Below are 19190 nucleotides of genomic sequence, written 5' to 3' on the forward strand. Positions count from 1 at the left end.
GGGTCACCCTACTTTACATAGGAAAATAAGTGATGATTAGAAACCTGCTTCTGGCCACCTTTGGCCTGCTGTTCGCCCTGCAGGCCAGTGCTGCAGATATCCTGGGCAACTGGCGCACTATCGATGACGAGACTGGAGAGACAAAGTCCATCGTCAACATCTATGAAAAGGATGGGAAGTATTACGGCAAGGTAGTGGATCTTCTGATGAAGCCTAACGACACCGTTTGCGACAAGTGCCCAGGCGACCTGAAAGGTAAGCCCATTGTCGGCATGGATGTCATCAGCGGGCTGGAAAAGAAAGGGAAAAAATACGAGGACGGGGAAATTCTCGACCCGGTTAAAGGCAAGGTTTACGACCTGAAAGTCTGGCTGGAGGATGACAACACCCTTAAGCTGCGCGGCTACCTGGGCTTCCTCTACCGCACCCAAACTTGGCACCGAGTTCAATAAGCAACTAGGTGCAGCTCTCGGGCCCGAGTTCTTTCGGGCCCAGAAACCTCTCTCTCAAACCCAGTTAAAGCACCACCCTGCCGCTTTCACCGCTCGTTGCACGGGCCGACACCACTTTATCATCTTCACTGGTATCAATTCGTACCTTGGCGCTCATACCTGCGCGCAGAGGCGGAGAATCCTTGAGGGGGTATAGACGCAATCGCACCGGCACCCGCTGCACGACTTTCTCCCACTTGCCACTGGCATTCTGCGGCGGTGTGGAAGCAAACTCACTGCCACTGGCGGGGCTCATACTGTCCACCTGAGCCTGCCACTCAAAATCCGGGTAGGCATCCAGGGTCACTTCCGCCTGTTGGCCCGTGCGCACGCGACCCAGCTCGGTCTCTTTCAGGTTGGCCTCCACCCAAAGGCCAGTGGAGCCAATCATTTGCAGCAGGTTAATGCCCAGAGTGGCCATCTCCCCCACCTTGGGTACGGTATTGGCGATAGTGCCATCCACGGGAGCAATAATGCGCGTGCGCGATAACTGGTAGCGGGCGGTATCCAGCTGCGCTTGAGCCACTTTTAAATCTGCCTGCTCTTCCAGGGCAATACTGGGATCACCTCCCAGTTCAGCGCGCAAGCTGGAGAGCTTCTCAGCATTAATCGTGATCTGTGCACGGGCCCGCTCCAGCTGCTGGCGGGCGCTGTCCAGCTCCGCCTCGGAAAACGCCACCTTGCTCAGTTTTTCATTGCGCTCCAATTGGCGGCGGTAAAAGTCCGCATCTTTGCGTGCCTGCTGCAACGCTGCGTCTGCTTCAGCATATTCTGAACGGCGAGCGAGCAATTCGTTGCGCACCTGGGCCAGGCGCGCCTCCGCCTCAGTCACCGCCAGTTCGAAGGCCGTGCGGTCGATCTGAATCAATAATTGCCCCTTCTCCACGACCTGGTTGGCACTCACCAGTACCTGGGTGACAACACCACTAACCTCAGGCGCCAGGGAAATCTTGTCCGCTTTCACGTAAGCGTTCTCTGTCTCGACAATATCGCTGCCGCGCAACAGGTTCCATCCCCCTATCAGGACGGCCAATACCAGGAAAAAGGAGAGTGCGAACTCTCGTTGTCCGGCGCGGTCTAGCTTAATGGACAGCTTTTCAGTCACATTCAATCTCTTCACGTGTCAAATTCTTGCGCAACCGCAATAGCAGCGACTGCAATTGATCCACCTCTGCGGCGGAAAAGCCCACAAGTGCCTCACTGCGGGTCTGCTGGGCTACACCGCCCAGTAACTCAAGGGCCGGCATTGCCTGCTCCGTCAGATAAATACGGAAACAGCGCCGGTCCTCGGGATCGGGCCTCCGCTCCACCAGTCCCTCCTGCTGGAGGTTATCCAGCTGGCGCGCCAGACTGATCGGTGCTAGGTCCAGGCGCTCGGCCAACTCTGCCTGCTTGAGGCCCTCCTCGCGCAGTAGATGCCAAAGCACCTGCCAGCGGGATCCACTCAGCCCGTGGTCCTTGGCTCTGCGGTCGAAGTTTCGCCGCAGCAGCCGTGCTGCACTGTGTAGTTCAAAACTGATTTCAGTAACGGCATCTTCCCTGGACATATCTGCTCTCCCTGTCTAAGGCCGCTCATTATAAGCCTGCTTATTATTTCATCAATGTGTGAGTTATCAATATCCCAAAACCCCATTAAAAAAGGCGGTCACTAGGACCGCCCTTTCGACCTGCATCCGGGATGGATCTATTTCTCCAGAACCTCAATCTTATCGACCTTCTGGAAGCCCCGGGGCAGCTTGTTGCCGCGCCGGCCACGCTCGCCGCGATAGTGATCCATCTCCGAGATCTTGATCTTGGTATGGCGCTTACCGGCGTGAACGACCAGTTGATCCCTGCCCTTCAATACAGCAACACCGATGACCACCTCTTCGCGGGCCGCAGCTCGGGCCGAAGTGATATTGATAATCTTGTTACCCTTGCCTTTGGACAATTCCGGCAATTCAGTCACCGGGAACACCAACATGCGCCCCTCGGTAGTCACCGCTGCCAGCAGAACATCATCGAGGCTCTCCAGCAATTGAGGGGAAAGCACCTGGGCTCCCTTGGGCAGGGTCAGCATGGCTTTACCTGCCTTATTGCGCGACTGCAAATCAGAGAGCTTGGCGATAAAGCCATAGCCCGCATCGGAAGCCAGTAACACTCGCTGCTCATCAGGGCCCATCAACAAGCCCTCAAAGGTGGCACCGGAGGGGGTTGATACGCCCGCTGAGGGGTTCGCCCTGCCCCCGTGCCGAAGGCAAAGTATGGGAGGCAATGGAGTAACTGCGACCAGTGCTATCGAGTAATAACGCGGGCTGGTTACTCTTGCCCCGCGCGGCAAAACCGAGACTGTCCCCTGCCTTATAACTGAGCGCTGCCGCATCAATTTCATGGCCCTTGGCCGCGCGAATCCAACCTTTCTCAGAAACGATAACGGTGATGGGATCTGAAGACAGCAGCTCAGATTCACTAAACGCCTTGGCCTCTTCACGAGCCACAATCGGGGAACGGCGGTCGTCGCCAAACTCTTTGGCTGCGGCCAGAAGCTCTTTCTTGATCAAGGTCTTGAGGCGACGCTCGCTATTCAGGGTCTTGGTGAGGGTATCTCGCTCTTTTTCCAGCTCCGCCTGCTCGCCGCGAATCTTCATCTCTTCGAGGCGTGCCAACTGGCGCAGCTTGGTATCGAGAATGTAGTCCGCTTGGATATCCGTGAGCTCAAAGCGATCCATCAGCTCCTGCTTGGGCTCGTCACAGGTACGGATAATTTCGATCACTTCATCAATATTGAGGAAGGCAACCAGCAAACCTGCCAACAGGTGCAGGCGCTTCTCAACTTTATCCAGACGGAACTGCAGACGACGGCGGGTGGTAGTGGCGCGGAAAGTCAGCCACTCCCGCAGGATTTTATCGAGGGACTTCACCTGCGGGCGCCCGTCGATACCGATCATATTCATATTGACGCGGTAGTTGCGCTCAAGATCGGTAGTGGCAAACAGGTGATTCATCACCGATTCCATATCCACCCGATTGGATTTCGGCACAATTACCAGGCGAGTGGGGTTTTCGTGATCCGACTCATCGCGCAGGTCGCTCACCATGGGCAGCTTCTTCGCCTGCATCTGCTGGGCAATCTGCTCCAACACCTTGGCACCGCTCACCTGATGAGGCAGCGCAGTAATGACAATATCGCCGTCTTCCTTACTCCACAGGGCGCGCATCTTGATAGAACCGCGACCGGAGGTGTAAATCTTACGGATATCATCCCGTGGCGTAATAATCTCTGCCTCAGTGGGCATATCCGGGCCGAGAATATGCTCACACAGCTCTTCTACTGTGGCCTTAGGATTCTCCAGCAGCTCTACAGTCGCGTTGACCACTTCGCGCAAGTTATGCGGGGGAATATCCGTAGCCATACCCACGGCAATACCGGTGGTACCGTTCAATAGAATATTGGGCACCCGCGCAGGCAGTACGCAGGGCTCATCCATGGTGCCGTCAAAGTTGGGCTGCCAGTCCACAGTGCCCTGCCCCAACTCCGACAGCAGCACTTCCGAATATTTCCCCATGCGCGACTCGGTGTAACGCATCGCGGCAAAGGACTTGGGATCATCCGGCGAGCCCCAGTTGCCCTGGCCATCAATCAGGGGGTAGCGATAACTAAACGGTTGCGCCATCAGTACCATCGCCTCGTACACCGCGCTATCGCCGTGCGGGTGGTACTTACCGATCACATCACCAACGGTGCGCGCGGACTTCTTATACTTGGCAGTATTCTTCAGGCCCAGCTCACTCATGGCGTACACTATACGCCGCTGTACAGGCTTAAGGCCGTCACCGATATTCGGCAGGGCGCGGTCCAGGATCACATACATGGAGTAATCCAGGTACGCCTTTTCGGTGTACTCCTTTAACGGCAGGCGCTCTGTGGCCTCATAAACAGAGGTGTCGGTCATACAGCTCTCGTTATTCGATTCGGAAGGAGCGGATTATGGCGGACTGGAGCGGGAGGTTCAAAGGGAAGCTGAAAAAGGAAGGGGAGAAGCTCATTGTAAGTTCAATACAATCTCTAAAGCTTACCCAAAAAGTCCGGTGGGTATCGAACCAGCCTAATGCATTCTTAAGGGAATAAGACTCCCAGGTAAAATTTGGAGAAGCACACATACTAAGTGTGCCTCTCGCAGAGCCAACTTTATTTCTGGCTGCACTCGCCAGCTTTTGCAAGCTTTAATTTTGTAATATCAGCTTTACCTTCTTCAGACTCAACAAGTTTCAAGTCTGCACCACCAACGAACACTCCCATTTTAATGTATTGTTCGATAAAGTAATTTTCACCTGCTTTTACATCAACCAACAGGTCATTCGGGGAGAACTCCGACTCGGTTGAGACCTTATATTCTTTATCCCCAATAACCTCCTGGTAGAAAAAGACGTTGGGTGCAGATTGACCAACACATTCATCATTAACCCAGATATCTTTCTTCAGAGTAGTACCGGGACCAGAAGCTCTATAGATGTAGAGACCAGCATTCCCCTCAGTAGGTGAATTGAACTCTTTAGCTTTATTCGATAACTCATCACTCTCCATAGGAACCGACGCACAACCCGCAAAAAGAGATGTAGCTATAGAAAGCACCGCTAATTTTTTGTACATGTTTTATCCCCAATATAATTTAACACCTGCTAACGGCTGTTTTTTGTACAGCTTCTGCGTTAACAGACGCGCATCATATCAGCTTGACTACCAACTAGAACCTTTAATCAAATTGATCAGGGAGATAAAACTCGACTCTTCAGCCATATCCACAAAGCTTGAGTATTCCACCGACTTTAAGGTGAAGGAAATTGAAATAGATAGACACGATTATACCTGAGCTAAAGCTGGAATCACTGAGCATTGGCCCACATAAAAGAGTACAACTAAAAGTACTGGCAGGAAAAATCAATTGCCCTCAGGTCCCTATAGTTCGGGTAAAAGCCGTCTACTCAGAGCCATTACAGACATTGAACCCCATGACATTGATAACATTTGATGACGAAAGCCAGAAGGAAATGGCAAATCACAAGTGGCGGCAGCAAGTTATATTGGTACCACTGCAAAATGCCTGGTGGGACGAAACAATAGGCGAAAACTTTAATCAACCAATGGGGCATACATTAAACACTTTAAGATTTCCCGAGAATACGACAGACCGGCAGATAAGCCGGCTATCCTTCATAGAGAAACAACGCTTGACACTTATTCTCGAGCTTTCCTACACCGCACAAGCTTTTTTACAGGATGGGCTCAGTGTCAATGTGGAGACAGATACTACTAGTAAAATAGAAGCATGACTTATGGATGAAATCAGCAATCACCAATACCCCGCCACCTGGACGACCCATAAGAAAAGGCAGATCCAACGAGTGTAGAGCAGGCATTTTGAAATTAATGGGAGTAGCTTATTAAGTAACAATTAGTGTGATCATCTTTGATGGTGGCAATTATCGTTGGCTGCGACGTTGGTAGTCGTCCTGGCAATTTGCTCCAATATCACACGATCACAGCGCAGCAAGCCACTGATTGTCGCGGCAGTACGCACAGCGGTTCAATTGCCTCTTGTCGAGGTCATACTGGAAGTCCTTATCGCTATTGGTACCTTGTATAAGGCTCCACCATTTGGGCTGAAAATAAATTAGTGAATAGATCATCTCATACTGCAACGATACAACCGTATGCCTCTTTATGTAACTTGCCCTCTACTGGGAACCTATTTCTTTCCGAGTTGTGATGTCTATTTGTTGCTACTCACCAGCAGTCACTTTCTGTGCCTATCCTTGTCAGCATCCGCGCAAACCAGTACTACATCTCATTTCTTACCTGATCGACAAGGGGTGTCTTTCCAACAGCTTTTCTACTACTTTCTGTAAGTGCCAATTTTCTTAGGTTGTAAATTTGATACCGTTCTCACTCAACTATAATTATCTCATTAGTGCCTTCCTCATGATCAGGATAAGAACCAACTCTATCAGCTGACCCACCCTTTACCGACTGCACTTATTAAAAATCAAGCCCTTTAAAATAATAGCTTCCGGCATACAGATTAAAATATCGATACGACTAAAGTTTTCTCTTCCACTGATTCTTAGATAAAATTACAAACAATAACCACAACAATACCTACAAAATTTATATCACCAGATTTTCATTGTCACCTTCCTTAACAGAGTCTACAATTTTTACAGGTTATAGATTTAATCCATAACCCCAGAGTATCAAGACATTCCCCAACCCAAGAAAGATCAAAAATTCATATACAAAGAATAAGAAATTAAAAGATAAAACTTACTTTACACAAATGATCATTTGCTGATAATTTCTATTAAACACTAATCTCCACGAAGCTCATGTCGACTCTGGTGCTAAAAAATATTTTTGTAGGTTGTCTTCAAAATATAAATTTAACCATGGCATCTGGCCAAATTATTTGCTTATCTGGTCCATCTGGCTCAGGGAAAAGCCGCTTACTCAGAGCCATAGCTGACCTTGAACCCTACACAGGCGACATATGCTTTAAGAATAAATCCCAGAGTACGTATCCAGCACACCAGTGGAGAAAGCATGTGATGTTGGTTCCCGCGCAGACTGCCTGGTGGGAAGAAACTGTCGGCGATCACTTCGCAACACCCATGAATGATGCACTTAAACTTCTCGGCTTTCCTGAGGACGCGGTAAAGTGGCAAGTAAATCGACTCTCTTCGGGAGAAAAGCAGCGCCTGGCTCTGATTCGCGCAATATCCTACAAACCCAAAGCGCTCCTTCTAGATGAGCCTACGGCCAACCTAGACGCCAGATCTGCGCAGGAGGTAGAGCAATGGCTAACAGGGCTCATTGAGGAGCACAAGCTGCCTACGATTTGGGTAGCTCATAGCCAGGAGCAGATTCGAAGGGTAGCTCATCGCCACTTGGCCATTGTTGATAATCAACTGAAAGAACAGGAGATTCATCGATGAGTGTAATCGACCTGTCCTGGTGGCAGTTGTCTTTGGCTGCGGGGTTGGTATTGGCTCTAGCCGTATGCACTCATGTAGCGCGACTAAAACTAAGTAGATCGTTAATTGTTGCCGCTCTACGCACGGCTATTCAGCTCACCCTGGTAGGACTGGTACTGGAAACCCTTTTTGCAGTTGGCACCCTACTTTGGGTGGGACTTCTGGCCTTGGCAATGCTGCTATTTGCCGGACAGCAAGTGGCAGCCCGACAAAAGTATCGCCTACTCGGTGGCTGGAGCTTTGCCGTAGGCACTTTATCGATGATGGTGTCCGCTTTCAGTATCACCATATTAAGTTTGGCCGTACTGATTGGCCCTACTCCCTGGTACCAACCACAGTATTCCATTCCACTTTTAGGTATGCTGCTGGGTAATACAATGACTGGTGTTGCCCTAAGCCTGGACCGTCTAACAGAAAGTATGCACCGCTCTAGGGATATTATTGAGAACCGCTTGATGCTGGGGCATACCTGGCAACAAGCCAGCTTGGAGTTTCGGCAAGATGCGATGCGGGCAGGATTGATGCCGACAATTAATTCCATGGCTGCCGCTGGGATAGTATTTTTGCCGGGAATGATGACAGGGCAGATTCTCTCAGGCACCTCCCCTACAATTGCCGTCAAATATCAAATCCTGATTCTTTTTGCGATTGCATCAGGCACCGGTTTCGGCACTTTTCTCGCCGTTGCCCTGGCCTCAAGGCAGCTCTTTGATAAGCGGGAGCGCCTGCGCACTGATCGCCTGATTAAAAATGCCTAAAGTCTGTGGAGAGATGATTCGATCGAAGGAAGGAGAGCGCCGGACACCTGAGAACCAGCGCTCTATTAACCTTTAACGGCCAAAGAATAATATAGCCCCGGCGATAATCAGACCTACCAGCAAGGCCCATACACCCCGCAGCATCAGCGATCGGGCATATTCCGCCTCTTTGTAACGCAATGCATAGGGAATGCCGGTAATCGGCCCGAGGACGATCGTTACAATCCCCCAAACCCAGCGCTTGTTACCCAAAGCCGTCAACGCAGCCATCAGGCCACCAAACCAGCATAAAGTTACGCCAATTACAATTACCACCAACGCCAGGATGGACCACCATTGGTTGGCCAGGAAAATTTCTACAATTTGGGTTTCAGTCATGGAATTTAGCCAGTCCGTATTACCTTCCGATTACATCTTAATGCTCTCGGCACCTTAAAAGATTAGGTGCTTCCAGAACGAGACATCCGGATACCAACGCAAAGATGCTAAAAGAGCCGCCGCAGTGAGCAAAACCCATGCAGATGACCCTTTTGGTACCCATCTAAGCTGAAATCACCATTGAGGGAAGCGGCGATACAGCCCTAGGACGCTATAGTAACCCTAAAGTGAATCCCGGGCGCATATTCCGTCTTGACTAAAAGATACCCATAGAGATAGCGAGCACTCACTATCATGAGTACTCAGTAACTATCTCCAGCCCCGTGATCTTCTGGGTATCGTTGGCAAATTCGTAGTAATCCGGCTTTTCATCGATAAAGATTTGATGGGTCATTGTTGTCTCGGCCGGAAGATCAAAGATCCCCGCAGGTACTGAGTACTGGGAAGTTTCCTTTAAGCGATAAAAGAGGTGTGAACCGCACTTTGAACAAAAACCCCGTTCAGCCCAAATTGATGAATCAAATACACTGACATGTTCCTCACCGGTAATCTCAACACTGGTTTGACAATCCACTGCCAACAGAGGACCACCGCCCCATTTTTTGCACATACCGCAGTGGCAAACCCCCAGATTTGAAGAGGGCAAAGATGCGCTAATTGTCACTGAACCACAGAGGCAACTTCCGTGCACTTGAGTCATATTGTTTTACCTTGCTATTACTTATATCAGGAAACGAATAGAATCAAATATTTGTGAAACCTTTCACAAATAAAACTACAAACTAACTTTTATCAATATTCCTTGCAGCGTCGCTGAAACCAGCTGACCCGCTTCTCATAATTAACCGGGCAATTTTCCTGGCAAGCTTCACCTAGCTCATTTAGAGATTTAGCCTCGGGATAATAAGCCACAGTTTTTCCGTTGATAACATGAGAATACCCAGCATCCACAGAAGAAATTAAAAAGTGATTTTCTTTACTCCCTATAAGGACCTTATCTCGGGCAAGCGCATAAACATCATACTGCCATATACCCCAAGCACTCCAACCATTCATAATCAAACAAGTGGACATGGTTTTTAGGGGTTGCCGCTCTACCTTCGCCTGCTCTGCGGAGAGAAGGGGGCGAATAAAAAAACAAGCATAATTAGTATTTTTTTCATATGCAGCCCTAATGAGTATTCAGAACTTAAAAATACACACAATGTTAGGAGAAAATTTTCTGATATATTGAATGTCAGACTCACTATGCCGGAATTCTACGACCGCATCAAGGAAGCAACTTGCAAGCCATAATTCAAATTAATTTGAAAATTACGTTAATCTAAAGGCAGACCTGGAGACTACTTAACCCCACAACAACCTGTAAAAAGGTCCCAACTTTCACCCTACAAATAACAAACCTATAGCGATACGAAGCTACCACAAGCTGTAAGGCAGGAAGGGACGACGGAAATTTGTACCATTATTTATATAGATATTAATGTTACATGCTTACTTAATTCGAAAATTCCACCCTTGGATCACCAAAATCCTTACCAATATAGTCAGGTGCGCAAGGGATTAATTCTGAAGCCTCTATTCCCGCATCAATCAAATACTTTTCGACATTTCGGCTTCGCTCCATTGCCAAATTTTCAAGTTCTTCACGAAGTTCCAGAGATGGGTTTTGGTAAAAAGCAACCTGGGATCTTCCGCTTCTGCTCATACCTGCCATGGAATAGGGGTACAGGGCTTGCCAGTCCCGGGCATTAGAGATGCCGCATACTCCTGGCCGTGCGTCAGGGTTCTTAAGTAAAACAAAGACCATACGCTGTAGTTGTGTCAGTGCTAAATTAGTTAATTTTGCACTTCCAGGCTCAAAGTCAATAGACGCAAATGATTTCGCCCTGAAACGCCCCCAGGCATAACGTGCCAACAAATAAACGCCATAGGGAGTCAAATAGCTTATCAAGGCATCTATAATTGCCTTTTGTAGCAACTCACTAAATACAAAACTGAAGGAGAACTTGGGATCGCGAATATTGCCGCTAACAGGCATGCCAAACTTGATATCCCCCCGCCCGTCTTTTAGCAACCATAGAGCAATATTCAAGGGAATCAGCGTGGACTTCACCGGTAGCTGATCATCTTTCCGCACCCGGCGAACTTTTAGTTTTTCCAGTCGTATATCGGCAAAGCCATCGAGTTCATTTTCAAATACCCGAATATTAACTACCGCATCTCCCTGCCCTTGAAGGATTTTGTAACCTAACAACTTGGCCATATAAGGCGTAGCAGGTATCAAATTTACGCTGGTGAGATATCCGGTAAGATCAGCATTCCACTTTTTATCTCCCAAGTAATCTACAGTTCCCCCTATCTGAACCTCACCAAATCCGCCAGGCCTTCCATTAACAACAATCACCGCAGGGGGTGTTCGGCCAAGTTACTTAAATCACTGAGATTAAAGTTGATATCCCGGACCGGTAAGCGGGCCCTGAATTCATCTTGATAGTCTACCCAACTAAAAGTGCCGTGTTTTAGATATAGATCACCTAGATGATATAGTAGCGGTGGGCTGCCCTTCTCCCTGAAAACAAATGTGTCAATACCACCAAATCCTCGCAGTTCATTAATTTTTCGGGCTACCGGAAACTTCCCTGATAAATCCCTTAAGAGAATAAATCGAGGGCGCAGAAAGTCGATAAAACCTATAGTGAGTGTTTTCTTAGGACGGTAATAGCTCAAACCTTCAACCCACAGGGACTTAAAATCAGCCATCCATCTATGGCGATCAAAATCCAAACTGTCCGGGTTTCTCTCAAAAAAATGAAAGTGAGTTGCCTCACCACTGGCAAAGCGCCATTCGGTATCGGTAAAGAGCAAATGCGACAAGGTTATGCTCTCACCGTGCACTAACTCTTCCCCAGAAGGTGAAAGCAAAGTGATGCCATTGACCCTCACAACAGCAAGTTCTGCCCCCTGACCACGGCGGTAGTTTCCCTCCAACATTAAACTCGAGAAGCTGAAGCAATGATCTCCCTGATCCAGATAACCACTGGGAAAACATCCTGCAATTTCCTTAAACTGTAAATCCTTGAAGTCAACTCCCTGCCGACTGATATTTAAGTGCCCGGCCCCCATACCGGATACCGATAAAAGTTTAAGTGGCAATTCCTGTGGGAAATTTTGCTCATGCAACTGTACATTACTTATTTTTATCCCAGAAAGGATAAGCTGCCTACCGCCAGTGCCAGTAATACCTTCTGCCTTGCCAATACTAAAGGCCCCAAATTCATAACAGGGCGCAATCTTTTCATCTTTTAATAGCCCCCTGGCATACATCCCCTCGCACCAGAGGCTTTCGCCAAAGATTCCCCTTGCAAGGAGATATTATCAATTTCAAATTTTGGTATTTTCAGCGGGCCCAAATTTTTCCTGGGTATTGATAACCCAACCAATTCTACAGAACCTTGAACTGACCAGGGGTGTGACAATTTGATTTTCTGTAATCCCGACATGGATAATTTATCAACCCCAAAACAATGGTGGGAGTCACCTGCCCTGGCCCGACTCAGCTTATCCACAGTTACTGCAAGCCCCGTATCCCGCGTACACACCCGGATATTCTGCAAGCTTAGATTCGACACTGAGAACTCTGCACCGCTATCCCAGATAAATCGACTCCAACTCAAGCTCTGCACACCGGCTTCTAAATAGCCGCTACCCTTTTGCCAAAACGCGATAGGCTTACTCTTTAACGGTCCTAAATCCAAGCGGGGGGCGCCGGAATCTATACCCAATTTTGCCCAAGAATCACTAAAGCTTATTTGTGGGGTCTCAATGCAATCGGCAAGACCCATATCTTCATTATTTTCAGAAGAATAAGACCTCAACCCACAAAGCAGAACATCATCGATATTGAGTCCATAAAAATCGAGAGTATTGGGGGAAAATGACGTTCTCTTCGTGAATACTCGCCCCAGTTGCAACATGGGTACAGTTTCGAAGTCCTCCTTAAATTCCACTTCTTCGATCGACCAACCGCTTTGCCCTACCGAATGGATGTCTTGCCCAAATACACAGGTCGGTATCGATTTATTAGTCTTCGCTAGCCAGGGAATACACAAGGTTACTCTGTCAGCAACAACATCCTGCAATGCAATTTTTGACTGGGTAGGTTTTTCCCGGGACCATAGCAACTCTAGCTTTGGTATAAGTACACGCCCAAGGTCGAAGACATTCTCGCCAGACAGGTTTTTCAGCTGCACGGATTGAATTGCTGAGTCATCCATATTGGCAATTAGATTGCGTTGGCTGAAATAAACGAAGGAGTAATCTCCCAGTGAAAGGCGCTCAACATCTACACAGTGAATATTTAGTGAACTCACTTGCCTACCGCCGGGAAAGCAGCCACTCAACTGCTCAGCATTTGCACCGGGCAAAGCGATATAAGATTCAGAGTCTGGTGTACGTCTATGCCTTAGCCTGGCAAGGGGTAGATCTATCTTTTTTAAGTCAAATAATTTTCTGCCCCCTTTTGTCTTCGCTTCAGCACTAACCACGGAGATTTTTTTTACAAAGAGATCTATCCCCTGCTGCCAAGATATAAAGAGTGGCTCCCTTTGCTCTAATGAGCGGATATCAAAGCAAACTGGCAGATTTTCGTGGTTTTTATTGGCGCGATAAAATAACCTTTTCCAACCTTCAGTGAGACAGCCAGCCAGTTTCTTCAAAACAAGTTTTTTAATTTCCAGGTTTGGGTTTTCTATGGTGGCCAGCCCTAAGTCGTCAGGATTTTTATCCGCATCAATATTTTGTTGATCCAGTCTTCCTTTTTCGGTGCCGTAATTATCATCACCAACTTCTTGAGGAATACCCGGTAACTGACTGGTCGCCACCCAAGGATTATTTGTAACCTTTCTTTTAAATAAGCTATCGCCACTTTCAAACTGCTGTATCACTAAGCCATTTCCTGCACCAGCGGAATCATTTAGAAGTAATCGGTGAAGGCGCAGTTTTCCCAAAATGGCATAGCCATCTTCACCTCCCTGCCAGGCAAAATGTCCCTGCCCTGAAAAGCTGTTCAAACGTGCGCATAAAGGCTGCCAATCCGAGGGGAGAAAGTCCTGCGGCAAACACCCTGATAGTGACTGGATAAAAAAGTCCTGAGCAGATAGCGGGCCGTTACGACCTATTGTATCAATAACCCGCCAGCGTAGGTCCTGTAGTTTAGCTCTGGGACGACCTCTGGCACCTATTGAAAATTGAGCCAATTGCAGAGGACCGCTGGAAAGCCCCCAATCAATATTGTGTTCAGCAGAGCCGAACTGAAAGGCAAATTCCTCTGTACTTTTGAGACCAACCATAGAGACACAGTGATCGGGCTTCTTCCACAGACCGCCCGGTACACACCCATTGGCTGTTTCTATCGCAAGATGGGCAAAAGATAATATTCGCGTTTTGGCATGAAACTGAAGAGGACCAAATACACCATTATTAGCCCTGATGGGATGGCTGGTAGATCGAGCCATATCCAAGAGGTAGCCCCGATTAATTGAACTGGCCCCTGTATTTATTTTTAAGCGATCGTTCCAGTCGAAAACCGTTTTTTCCGGCAGGTCTAAATTAGCCGCTCGCAGACACAGGTGGGAATTGGCGTTACGCAGATGTCGTGGACACCAATCAAATGCCTGGGCAAAGCCTCGCCTCCATCCCAAACGCTTTTTCGGGCGCTCAAAATTAAACTCACTGATGCTAATAACCCCGGCCCGCCAATCCTGCCAAAGGCGATCACTGTGCCTCAGTACAACACTCTCACCATTGAGCTGCCGCCACTGGGCACGAGCCTTGCGGCCAAACCCGAATTTCATATCACCTGCTGCGGCAAGCCGGCGGGCGGAGGCGCAATGTCCAATCAGGCTTTGCAGCCCTGCTATTGCATCGGCCCAACGCTGTGGCGGGCATCCTATAAAGTATTTCGCAGTAAACTTGTTAAGATCTGTATTGAGGCTCGGCCAGGAAAAATTGACCTGAGTTCCTTCCAAACTGCCTATCACCGTGTTGTATCGTGATTTACCTCTCTCCCAGGCCAATAAATCACCGACCTGTAAATCCCCAATAGCAATATCTACGTTCAGGGGAACATCACCTTTACGCCATAATGCCAGCGTGAATTTATCGGTTTGGAGTTTGCCGATGGCTGCGCAGGTGGCTTGGCTCCAAATAGGCTTGTGCAGGTAGCAAAGTTCGCTGTCTCGTATCTGGGCGCGACCGATAAGCAGCCTGAAATCGCGATCCTGTCGCGCTCCGCCTCCAAGATTCCAGCCACCCACCTCCCACTCCCGGTACAGTTCACCCGGGTAAGACTGCAGGTCCATATAGGCACCGCTCACCGATGCCTTGGGTAAATGAGCTCGCCCCCATAACAATTGCCACCAGCTGTAATCGAGCATTACCTCATGAGCAGAGAATCCCCGCCCTTCGCGATTCTCAGCTTTTACATCAATCGCTATAACACTTAGATCCAGCAGCGATACGCGCAAATGATCCACATGGAATTCAAGGCCTCGCTCCTCCATCCAGTCGCCAGCTTTTACCCGCACCCAGTTTGCTGCCCACCAGTGAAGAACTTCCACCAGCAATAGCCCAGCTAGCAGCCACCAGATTAAGCGGCGGAAAAAGGCATTCTGAGAAGCGGGCTCTGGGGGCATTAGAATTAAGCGCCAGAAAATGAATTTTATGCAGATTACAACTGCAATTAGGCCCATACAGTAAAGACCAGCACCTGGGGATTTTTTTGCCTTGGCGCTGCTATTCGCGATAATAAGCAGCTGCGTCGTCCATTCGCTCGCAGTCAAATGCGAACTGTCTACTATTTATCCAGGGGTGTATTTGCGCGGCGCGGAAGTTTGGGAAGCCAGTATCCTTACCGCCTCTCATTTTTTCTGTTACCCAGCCAGTGAGTAGACATGCAGGAGCATCCAAACTACCAGGACATCCTTTTGGTCGGCGGCGGCCATAGCCATGCTATTGTGCTGCAAATGTGGGCCATGAACCCTCTGCCAGGCGCGCGTCTGACCCTGGTCTCTCCCCAAGTGCAAACCGCCTACTCCGGTATGTTGCCCGGAATGGTTGCAGGCCATTACTCCCTGGAAGACACTCATATAGATCTTGCCAGACTCTGCCGGGCCGCTGGTGCCCGCTTTATACAGGCCTGTGCACACGAAATTGACATCGATAATCGCACCGTATCCCTATTGGGTAGACCTCCCGTAGAGTACGACCTGCTCTCTTTGGATGTCGGTGCGACTCCCGCCCGCGAGTTACCGGGCTCCGAATTGGCAATCCCGGTAAAGCCTATCGGGCATTTCTACCGTTTCTGGCAAAAGCTGCAAAAACAGGTTGGTGAAAACACCTCGCCCTTCCGCTTGGGAGTTGTCGGCGGCGGTGCCGGAGGTTGCGAGCTGTCGATGGCAATGGCGCACGCTCTACAAGATGCCGTTAAGAAAAAGCAGGTAGAGGTTCACCTGATTCATGGTGCCGCCGCAATTCCCCAGGGCTATCCAATCAGAGCGCGCAAATTAATCTCAAAGGAGATGCAAGAGCTAGGGGTTCAGTTACACCATAACTGGACCGTTAATGAAATTACCGAACAGGGTGTCGTTAATGGGAGTGGTGACTGCCTGCCCCTCGATCAGGTAATACTCACCACCAATGCCTGTGCTCCCCCTGGCTGGCCAACTCGGGCCTGTCCCTCGATGACAAAGGCTTTGTGGTGGTGGATCAAACACTCCGCGCCCAGGGGCGGGAAGACGTTTTTGCAGCTGGTGATGTGGCCAGTTTCGCTCCAGAACCTCTACCCAAGGCTGGGGTTTACGCCGTTCGCCAGGGGCCTGTTCTATTTCACAATCTGCGCGCCTCCCTGACCGGACGCCGCTTAAAACAATACCGGCCACAAAAAGATTTTCTCAGCCTGCTCTCCTGTGGTGGCAAGCGGGCTGTGGCAGTTCGAAATGGCTTCGCCGCTGCAAGCGGTCTGATGTGGCGATGGAAAGACTCTATCGACCACACATTTATGCGACGCTTCAGTGAGCTGCCAATGGACATGGCTGATCACACTGCCAAAACCAAAGACATCGTCGACCAGCGCTCAGGCTCTTCACTATCTCCTATGCGCTGTAATGGCTGTGGCGCAAAAGTTGGAGCCGACATCCTGCGCCGCACGCTGGCGACCCTTCCGGATCAGCATTCGGAATACCTGTTAAAGGGCGTCGGTGATGATGCCGCAGTTATGGACCTGCCGGCTAATCATTTATTAGTGCAGAGCTCCGACCAACTGCGTGCACCTGTAGATGATCCGTGGATATTTGGTCGCCTGGCGGCTCTGCACGCCCTATCCGACCTATTTGCTATGAATGCTCGACCCGCCACCGCACAAATCCTTGCAACCCTACCTACGGCTGCAGAGGAAATTACCCGGCGAGACCTACAGCAGTTGCTTGCGGGAGCCATCCACGAGCTGAACCGGCACCACTGTGTCCTATCTGGCGGGCATACCGCCGAAGGTTCTGAAATGCTAATGGGCCTAACCGTCAATGGATTTTCCGAGCGGGAGCAACTTCTGGAAAAAACGGGGGCCCGCGGGGGAGACTGCTTGATCCTGAGCAAGCCATTGGGAGTAGGCACTATCCTGGCAGCAGAGGGCGCGGGAGAGGCTAAAGGCCTATGGTTGCAGCAGGCACTGGAAACCATGTTGCATAGCAATGCCGACGCCGCAGAGATATTTGCCCGCCATAACGCCAATGCGCTGACAGATGTCACGGGCTTTGGCCTGTTGGGCCACCTATTGGAAATGCTCGGCCCTGAAGGGTTAAGCGCGACACTGATCGCTGAGAATCTACCGCTAATCTCCGGCGCCGCCACTTGTATCGAGCGCGGATGGCTATCCAGCCTGCAACCGCAAAATGCCAATGCCTACGCCTTTGTAGAAAACCCCCAGGAGTGGCAGCCATTGCCACAGTGGTCATTGATTACCGATCCACAGACTTGCGGGGGCTCCTCGCTGCTGTTCCTATTGACCAAGCCGAAGCCTGCGTGGGCGCACTGCTAGAGCGCGGTTACACCCAGGCGTCAATTATCGGTGTAGTGACGGACTCACAGAATCCAGAAGTGAGCGTACACTTGCGCAGGTCAGCAGACTGGCGAGCGCTAATTTCACAGGACAACGAGACTGTACCAGGCCAGGTTTAAGGATTTTGCGAAACCGGAACAACAACCGGTTATGAGCTTTGTATGATTTCTATTGAGAGAGGCCTTCACCGACTCTGTTAACTTGTCATCTGTCTTTCAGCGCGACATACTGGCGCTAGAAAAAACCTCGGTGACATATTTCCCGATACCAAAAAAGGTCTTCACAGATTGGGGAGTCAGCTTTTAGCAATCGACAGGAAGACCCCTATGAAAAAGATCGTCATTATTGGCGGCGGTGCCAGCGGCCTGCATTTGGCTACACGGCTCGGTCAATATTTTTCTTTTACCCCTTTCTTTAAGCGCCGCCGCAAGTCCCCCGCTGCACAAGTTACTCTGGTTGATCGAAATCGCACCCACCTGTGGAAACCACTGCTACACCAGGTTGCCTCCGGCGCATTGGATGCCAATATGGATGCACTGAATTATCAGGTGCATGCCCGCATTCACGGCTATGAATTTCAGTTGGGTAGCCTGCAGTCTCTGGATCGTGAACGACAGGTAGTTGAGCTCGGACCCGTTAATGATGAGGACGGTAGCGAGTTAGTACCCGCGAGGGAATTGGAATACGATTATTTGGTGCTGTGTATCGGCGGGCATAGTAACGACTTTCATATTCCCGGCGTCAGGGAAAATTGTATTTTCCTGGATAGCAGTTATGAAGCACAAAAATTTCACCAAAACCTTCTCAACCGTTTCCTCCGTTTAGAAACCCGTGTTGACGATAAATTGCAAGTAGCGATCGTTGGTGGCGGGGCAACGGGTGTAGAACTCTCGGCAGAACTAGTAGATGCCGTAAAGTTGGTTGGCAACTATGGACGCATTCGTCCCAATGCGATGGAAATCACCTTGATAGAAGGGGTGAGCACCTACTCCCAGCACTACCAAAACGAATTGGAAATAATGCTGAACGCGAGCTGGCCAAGATGGGGGTTAATATTCTTACCGGCCATCATATTTCAGCTGCAACAGAGAGCGGACTCACCACGTCTTGTGGCAAGGAAATTCCAGCCGCAATCCGAGTGTGGGCTGCCGGCGTCAAGGCTCCGAAATTTCTCACTCAACTGGATGGCCTCAGTACCAACCGACTCAATCAAATCGAAGTGGAAACTACCTTGCAGACCCAAACTGACGCAAAGATTTTTGCCATGGGGGACTGCGCCAGTTGCATTGACGGCAATCACCAGCGAGTGCCTCCGCGCGCCCAGGCAGCACAGCAAATGGCTACCCTGGTTGGCGACAATATTATTGCCCTATTTGAAGATAGACCTTTGCACCATTTTTATTATCGCGATCGAGGCTCTCTGGTATCCCTCAGTCAATA

At 49.6% G+C, this 19190-nt stretch carries 15 protein-coding genes and 2 pseudogenes; 8 read left to right on the top strand and 9 right to left on the bottom strand.

What is annotated here, in order from left to right; genetic code table 11:
• Positions 1-32 precede the first annotated feature (32 nt).
• Entirely contained in the window at positions 33-452 is a 420-nt protein-coding gene (locus tag QT397_23860) for a DUF2147 domain-containing protein (GenBank protein WNZ55846.1), read from the top strand.
• Positions 453-516: 64 nt separating this feature from the next.
• On the opposite strand, the gene QT397_23865 is transcribed toward QT397_23860, so the two are convergent.
• The 4 genes and pseudogenes from QT397_23865 to QT397_23880 form a co-directional block, all read right to left on the bottom strand.
• A complete protein-coding gene (locus tag QT397_23865; GenBank protein ID WNZ55847.1) occupies positions 517-1596 on the bottom strand; it encodes an HlyD family secretion protein in 1080 nt (359 codons plus the stop codon).
• The gene (locus QT397_23870; protein ID WNZ55848.1) at positions 1589-2038 is read right to left on the bottom strand and encodes a MarR family transcriptional regulator; all 450 of its coding nucleotides are present in this window, start codon (positions 2036-2038) and stop codon (positions 1589-1591) included. The genes QT397_23865 and QT397_23870 overlap by 8 nt, the downstream gene beginning before the upstream one ends.
• A gap of 137 nt (positions 2039-2175) precedes the next feature.
• Positions 2176-4423: pseudogene (gene parC / locus QT397_23875) on the bottom strand (DNA topoisomerase IV subunit A).
• A 236-nt stretch (positions 4424-4659) separates the two neighbouring features.
• Positions 4660-5121 (bottom strand): DUF2846 domain-containing protein, encoded by a 462-nt coding sequence (locus tag QT397_23880; GenBank protein WNZ55849.1) that lies wholly within the window; start codon positions 5119-5121, stop codon positions 4660-4662.
• A gap of 359 nt (positions 5122-5480) precedes the next feature.
• On the opposite strand from QT397_23880, the gene QT397_23885 reads away from it, so the two are divergent.
• The 3 genes from QT397_23885 to fetB all read left to right on the top strand — a co-directional run bounded on the left by QT397_23885 (position 5481) and on the right by fetB (position 8257).
• The gene (locus QT397_23885) at positions 5481-5801 is read left to right on the top strand and encodes a hypothetical protein (GenBank protein WNZ55850.1); all 321 of its coding nucleotides are present in this window, start codon (positions 5481-5483) and stop codon (positions 5799-5801) included.
• Between the two features lie 1053 nt (positions 5802-6854).
• Positions 6855-7460 (top strand): ATP-binding cassette domain-containing protein, encoded by a 606-nt coding sequence (locus tag QT397_23890; protein ID WNZ55851.1) that lies wholly within the window; start codon positions 6855-6857, stop codon positions 7458-7460.
• Positions 7457-8257, top strand: coding sequence for an iron export ABC transporter permease subunit FetB (fetB, locus tag QT397_23895; GenBank protein WNZ55852.1), 801 nt, complete (start codon positions 7457-7459; stop codon positions 8255-8257). The genes QT397_23890 and fetB overlap by 4 nt, the downstream gene beginning before the upstream one ends.
• 72 nt (positions 8258-8329) lie before the next feature.
• On the opposite strand, the gene QT397_23900 is transcribed toward fetB, so the two are convergent.
• The 5 genes from QT397_23900 to QT397_23920 all read right to left on the bottom strand — a co-directional run bounded on the left by QT397_23900 (position 8330) and on the right by QT397_23920 (position 15330).
• Positions 8330-8635: a hypothetical protein gene (locus tag QT397_23900; GenBank protein ID WNZ55853.1), complete on the bottom strand. Its 306-nt coding sequence runs from the start codon at positions 8633-8635 to the stop codon at positions 8330-8332.
• Positions 8636-8927: 292 nt separating this feature from the next.
• Positions 8928-9335, bottom strand: coding sequence for a GFA family protein (locus QT397_23905; protein ID WNZ55854.1), 408 nt, complete (start codon positions 9333-9335; stop codon positions 8928-8930).
• A 798-nt stretch (positions 9336-10133) separates the two neighbouring features.
• Complete coding sequence (locus tag QT397_23910; protein WNZ55855.1) at positions 10134-11042, bottom strand: hypothetical protein; 909 nt, start codon at positions 11040-11042, stop codon at positions 10134-10136.
• Positions 11039-11962, bottom strand: a complete 924-nt coding sequence (locus tag QT397_23915; GenBank protein ID WNZ55856.1) for a hypothetical protein — start codon at positions 11960-11962, stop codon at positions 11039-11041. The genes QT397_23910 and QT397_23915 overlap by 4 nt, the downstream gene beginning before the upstream one ends.
• The gene (locus QT397_23920; GenBank protein WNZ55857.1) at positions 11941-15330 is read right to left on the bottom strand and encodes a hypothetical protein; all 3390 of its coding nucleotides are present in this window, start codon (positions 15328-15330) and stop codon (positions 11941-11943) included. Before QT397_23920 ends, QT397_23915 begins: the two co-directional genes overlap by 22 nt.
• Before the next feature lie 258 nt (positions 15331-15588).
• Here QT397_23920 and QT397_23925 point away from each other — a divergent pair, with 258 nt between their 5' ends.
• The 4 genes and pseudogenes from QT397_23925 to QT397_23940 all read left to right on the top strand — a co-directional run bounded on the left by QT397_23925 (position 15589) and on the right by QT397_23940 (position 19032).
• A complete protein-coding gene (locus tag QT397_23925) occupies positions 15589-16545 on the top strand; it encodes an FAD-dependent oxidoreductase (GenBank protein WNZ55858.1) in 957 nt (318 codons plus the stop codon).
• Between the two features lie 245 nt (positions 16546-16790).
• Positions 16791-17729 (top strand): selenide, water dikinase SelD, encoded by a 939-nt coding sequence (selD, locus tag QT397_23930; protein WNZ58591.1) that lies wholly within the window; start codon positions 16791-16793, stop codon positions 17727-17729.
• Positions 17714-17869: a hypothetical protein gene (locus QT397_23935; protein ID WNZ55859.1), complete on the top strand. Its 156-nt coding sequence runs from the start codon at positions 17714-17716 to the stop codon at positions 17867-17869. The genes selD and QT397_23935 overlap by 16 nt, the downstream gene beginning before the upstream one ends.
• A 207-nt stretch (positions 17870-18076) precedes the next feature.
• A pseudogene (locus QT397_23940) lies at positions 18077-19032 on the top strand (NAD(P)/FAD-dependent oxidoreductase).
• The last annotated feature ends 158 nt before the right edge of the window (positions 19033-19190 follow it).

Source organism: Microbulbifer sp. MKSA007, assembly GCA_032615215.1.
Lineage (GTDB): Bacteria > Pseudomonadota > Gammaproteobacteria > Pseudomonadales > Cellvibrionaceae > Microbulbifer.

Excerpts from the sequence above, each read along its gene's own strand:
- QT397_23860 (WNZ55846.1), top strand. The coding sequence starts at position 33 with ATGATTAGAAACCTGCTTCTGGCCACCTTTGGCCTGCTGTTCGCCCTG.
- QT397_23870 (WNZ55848.1), bottom strand. The coding sequence starts at position 2,038 with ATGTCCAGGGAAGATGCCGTTACTGAAATCAGTTTTGAACTACACAGT.
- QT397_23880 (WNZ55849.1), bottom strand. The coding sequence starts at position 5,121 with ATGTACAAAAAATTAGCGGTGCTTTCTATAGCTACATCTCTTTTTGCG.
- QT397_23885 (WNZ55850.1), top strand. The coding sequence starts at position 5,481 with ATGACATTGATAACATTTGATGACGAAAGCCAGAAGGAAATGGCAAAT.
- QT397_23890 (WNZ55851.1), top strand. The coding sequence starts at position 6,855 with ATGTCGACTCTGGTGCTAAAAAATATTTTTGTAGGTTGTCTTCAAAAT.
- fetB (WNZ55852.1), top strand. The coding sequence starts at position 7,457 with ATGAGTGTAATCGACCTGTCCTGGTGGCAGTTGTCTTTGGCTGCGGGG.
- QT397_23900 (WNZ55853.1), bottom strand. The coding sequence starts at position 8,635 with ATGACTGAAACCCAAATTGTAGAAATTTTCCTGGCCAACCAATGGTGG.
- QT397_23905 (WNZ55854.1), bottom strand. The coding sequence starts at position 9,335 with ATGACTCAAGTGCACGGAAGTTGCCTCTGTGGTTCAGTGACAATTAGC.
- QT397_23915 (WNZ55856.1), bottom strand. The coding sequence starts at position 11,962 with ATGTATGCCAGGGGGCTATTAAAAGATGAAAAGATTGCGCCCTGTTAT.
- QT397_23920 (WNZ55857.1), bottom strand. The coding sequence starts at position 15,330 with ATGCCCCCAGAGCCCGCTTCTCAGAATGCCTTTTTCCGCCGCTTAATC.
- QT397_23925 (WNZ55858.1), top strand. The coding sequence starts at position 15,589 with ATGCAGGAGCATCCAAACTACCAGGACATCCTTTTGGTCGGCGGCGGC.
- selD (WNZ58591.1), top strand. The coding sequence starts at position 16,791 with ATGCGCTGTAATGGCTGTGGCGCAAAAGTTGGAGCCGACATCCTGCGC.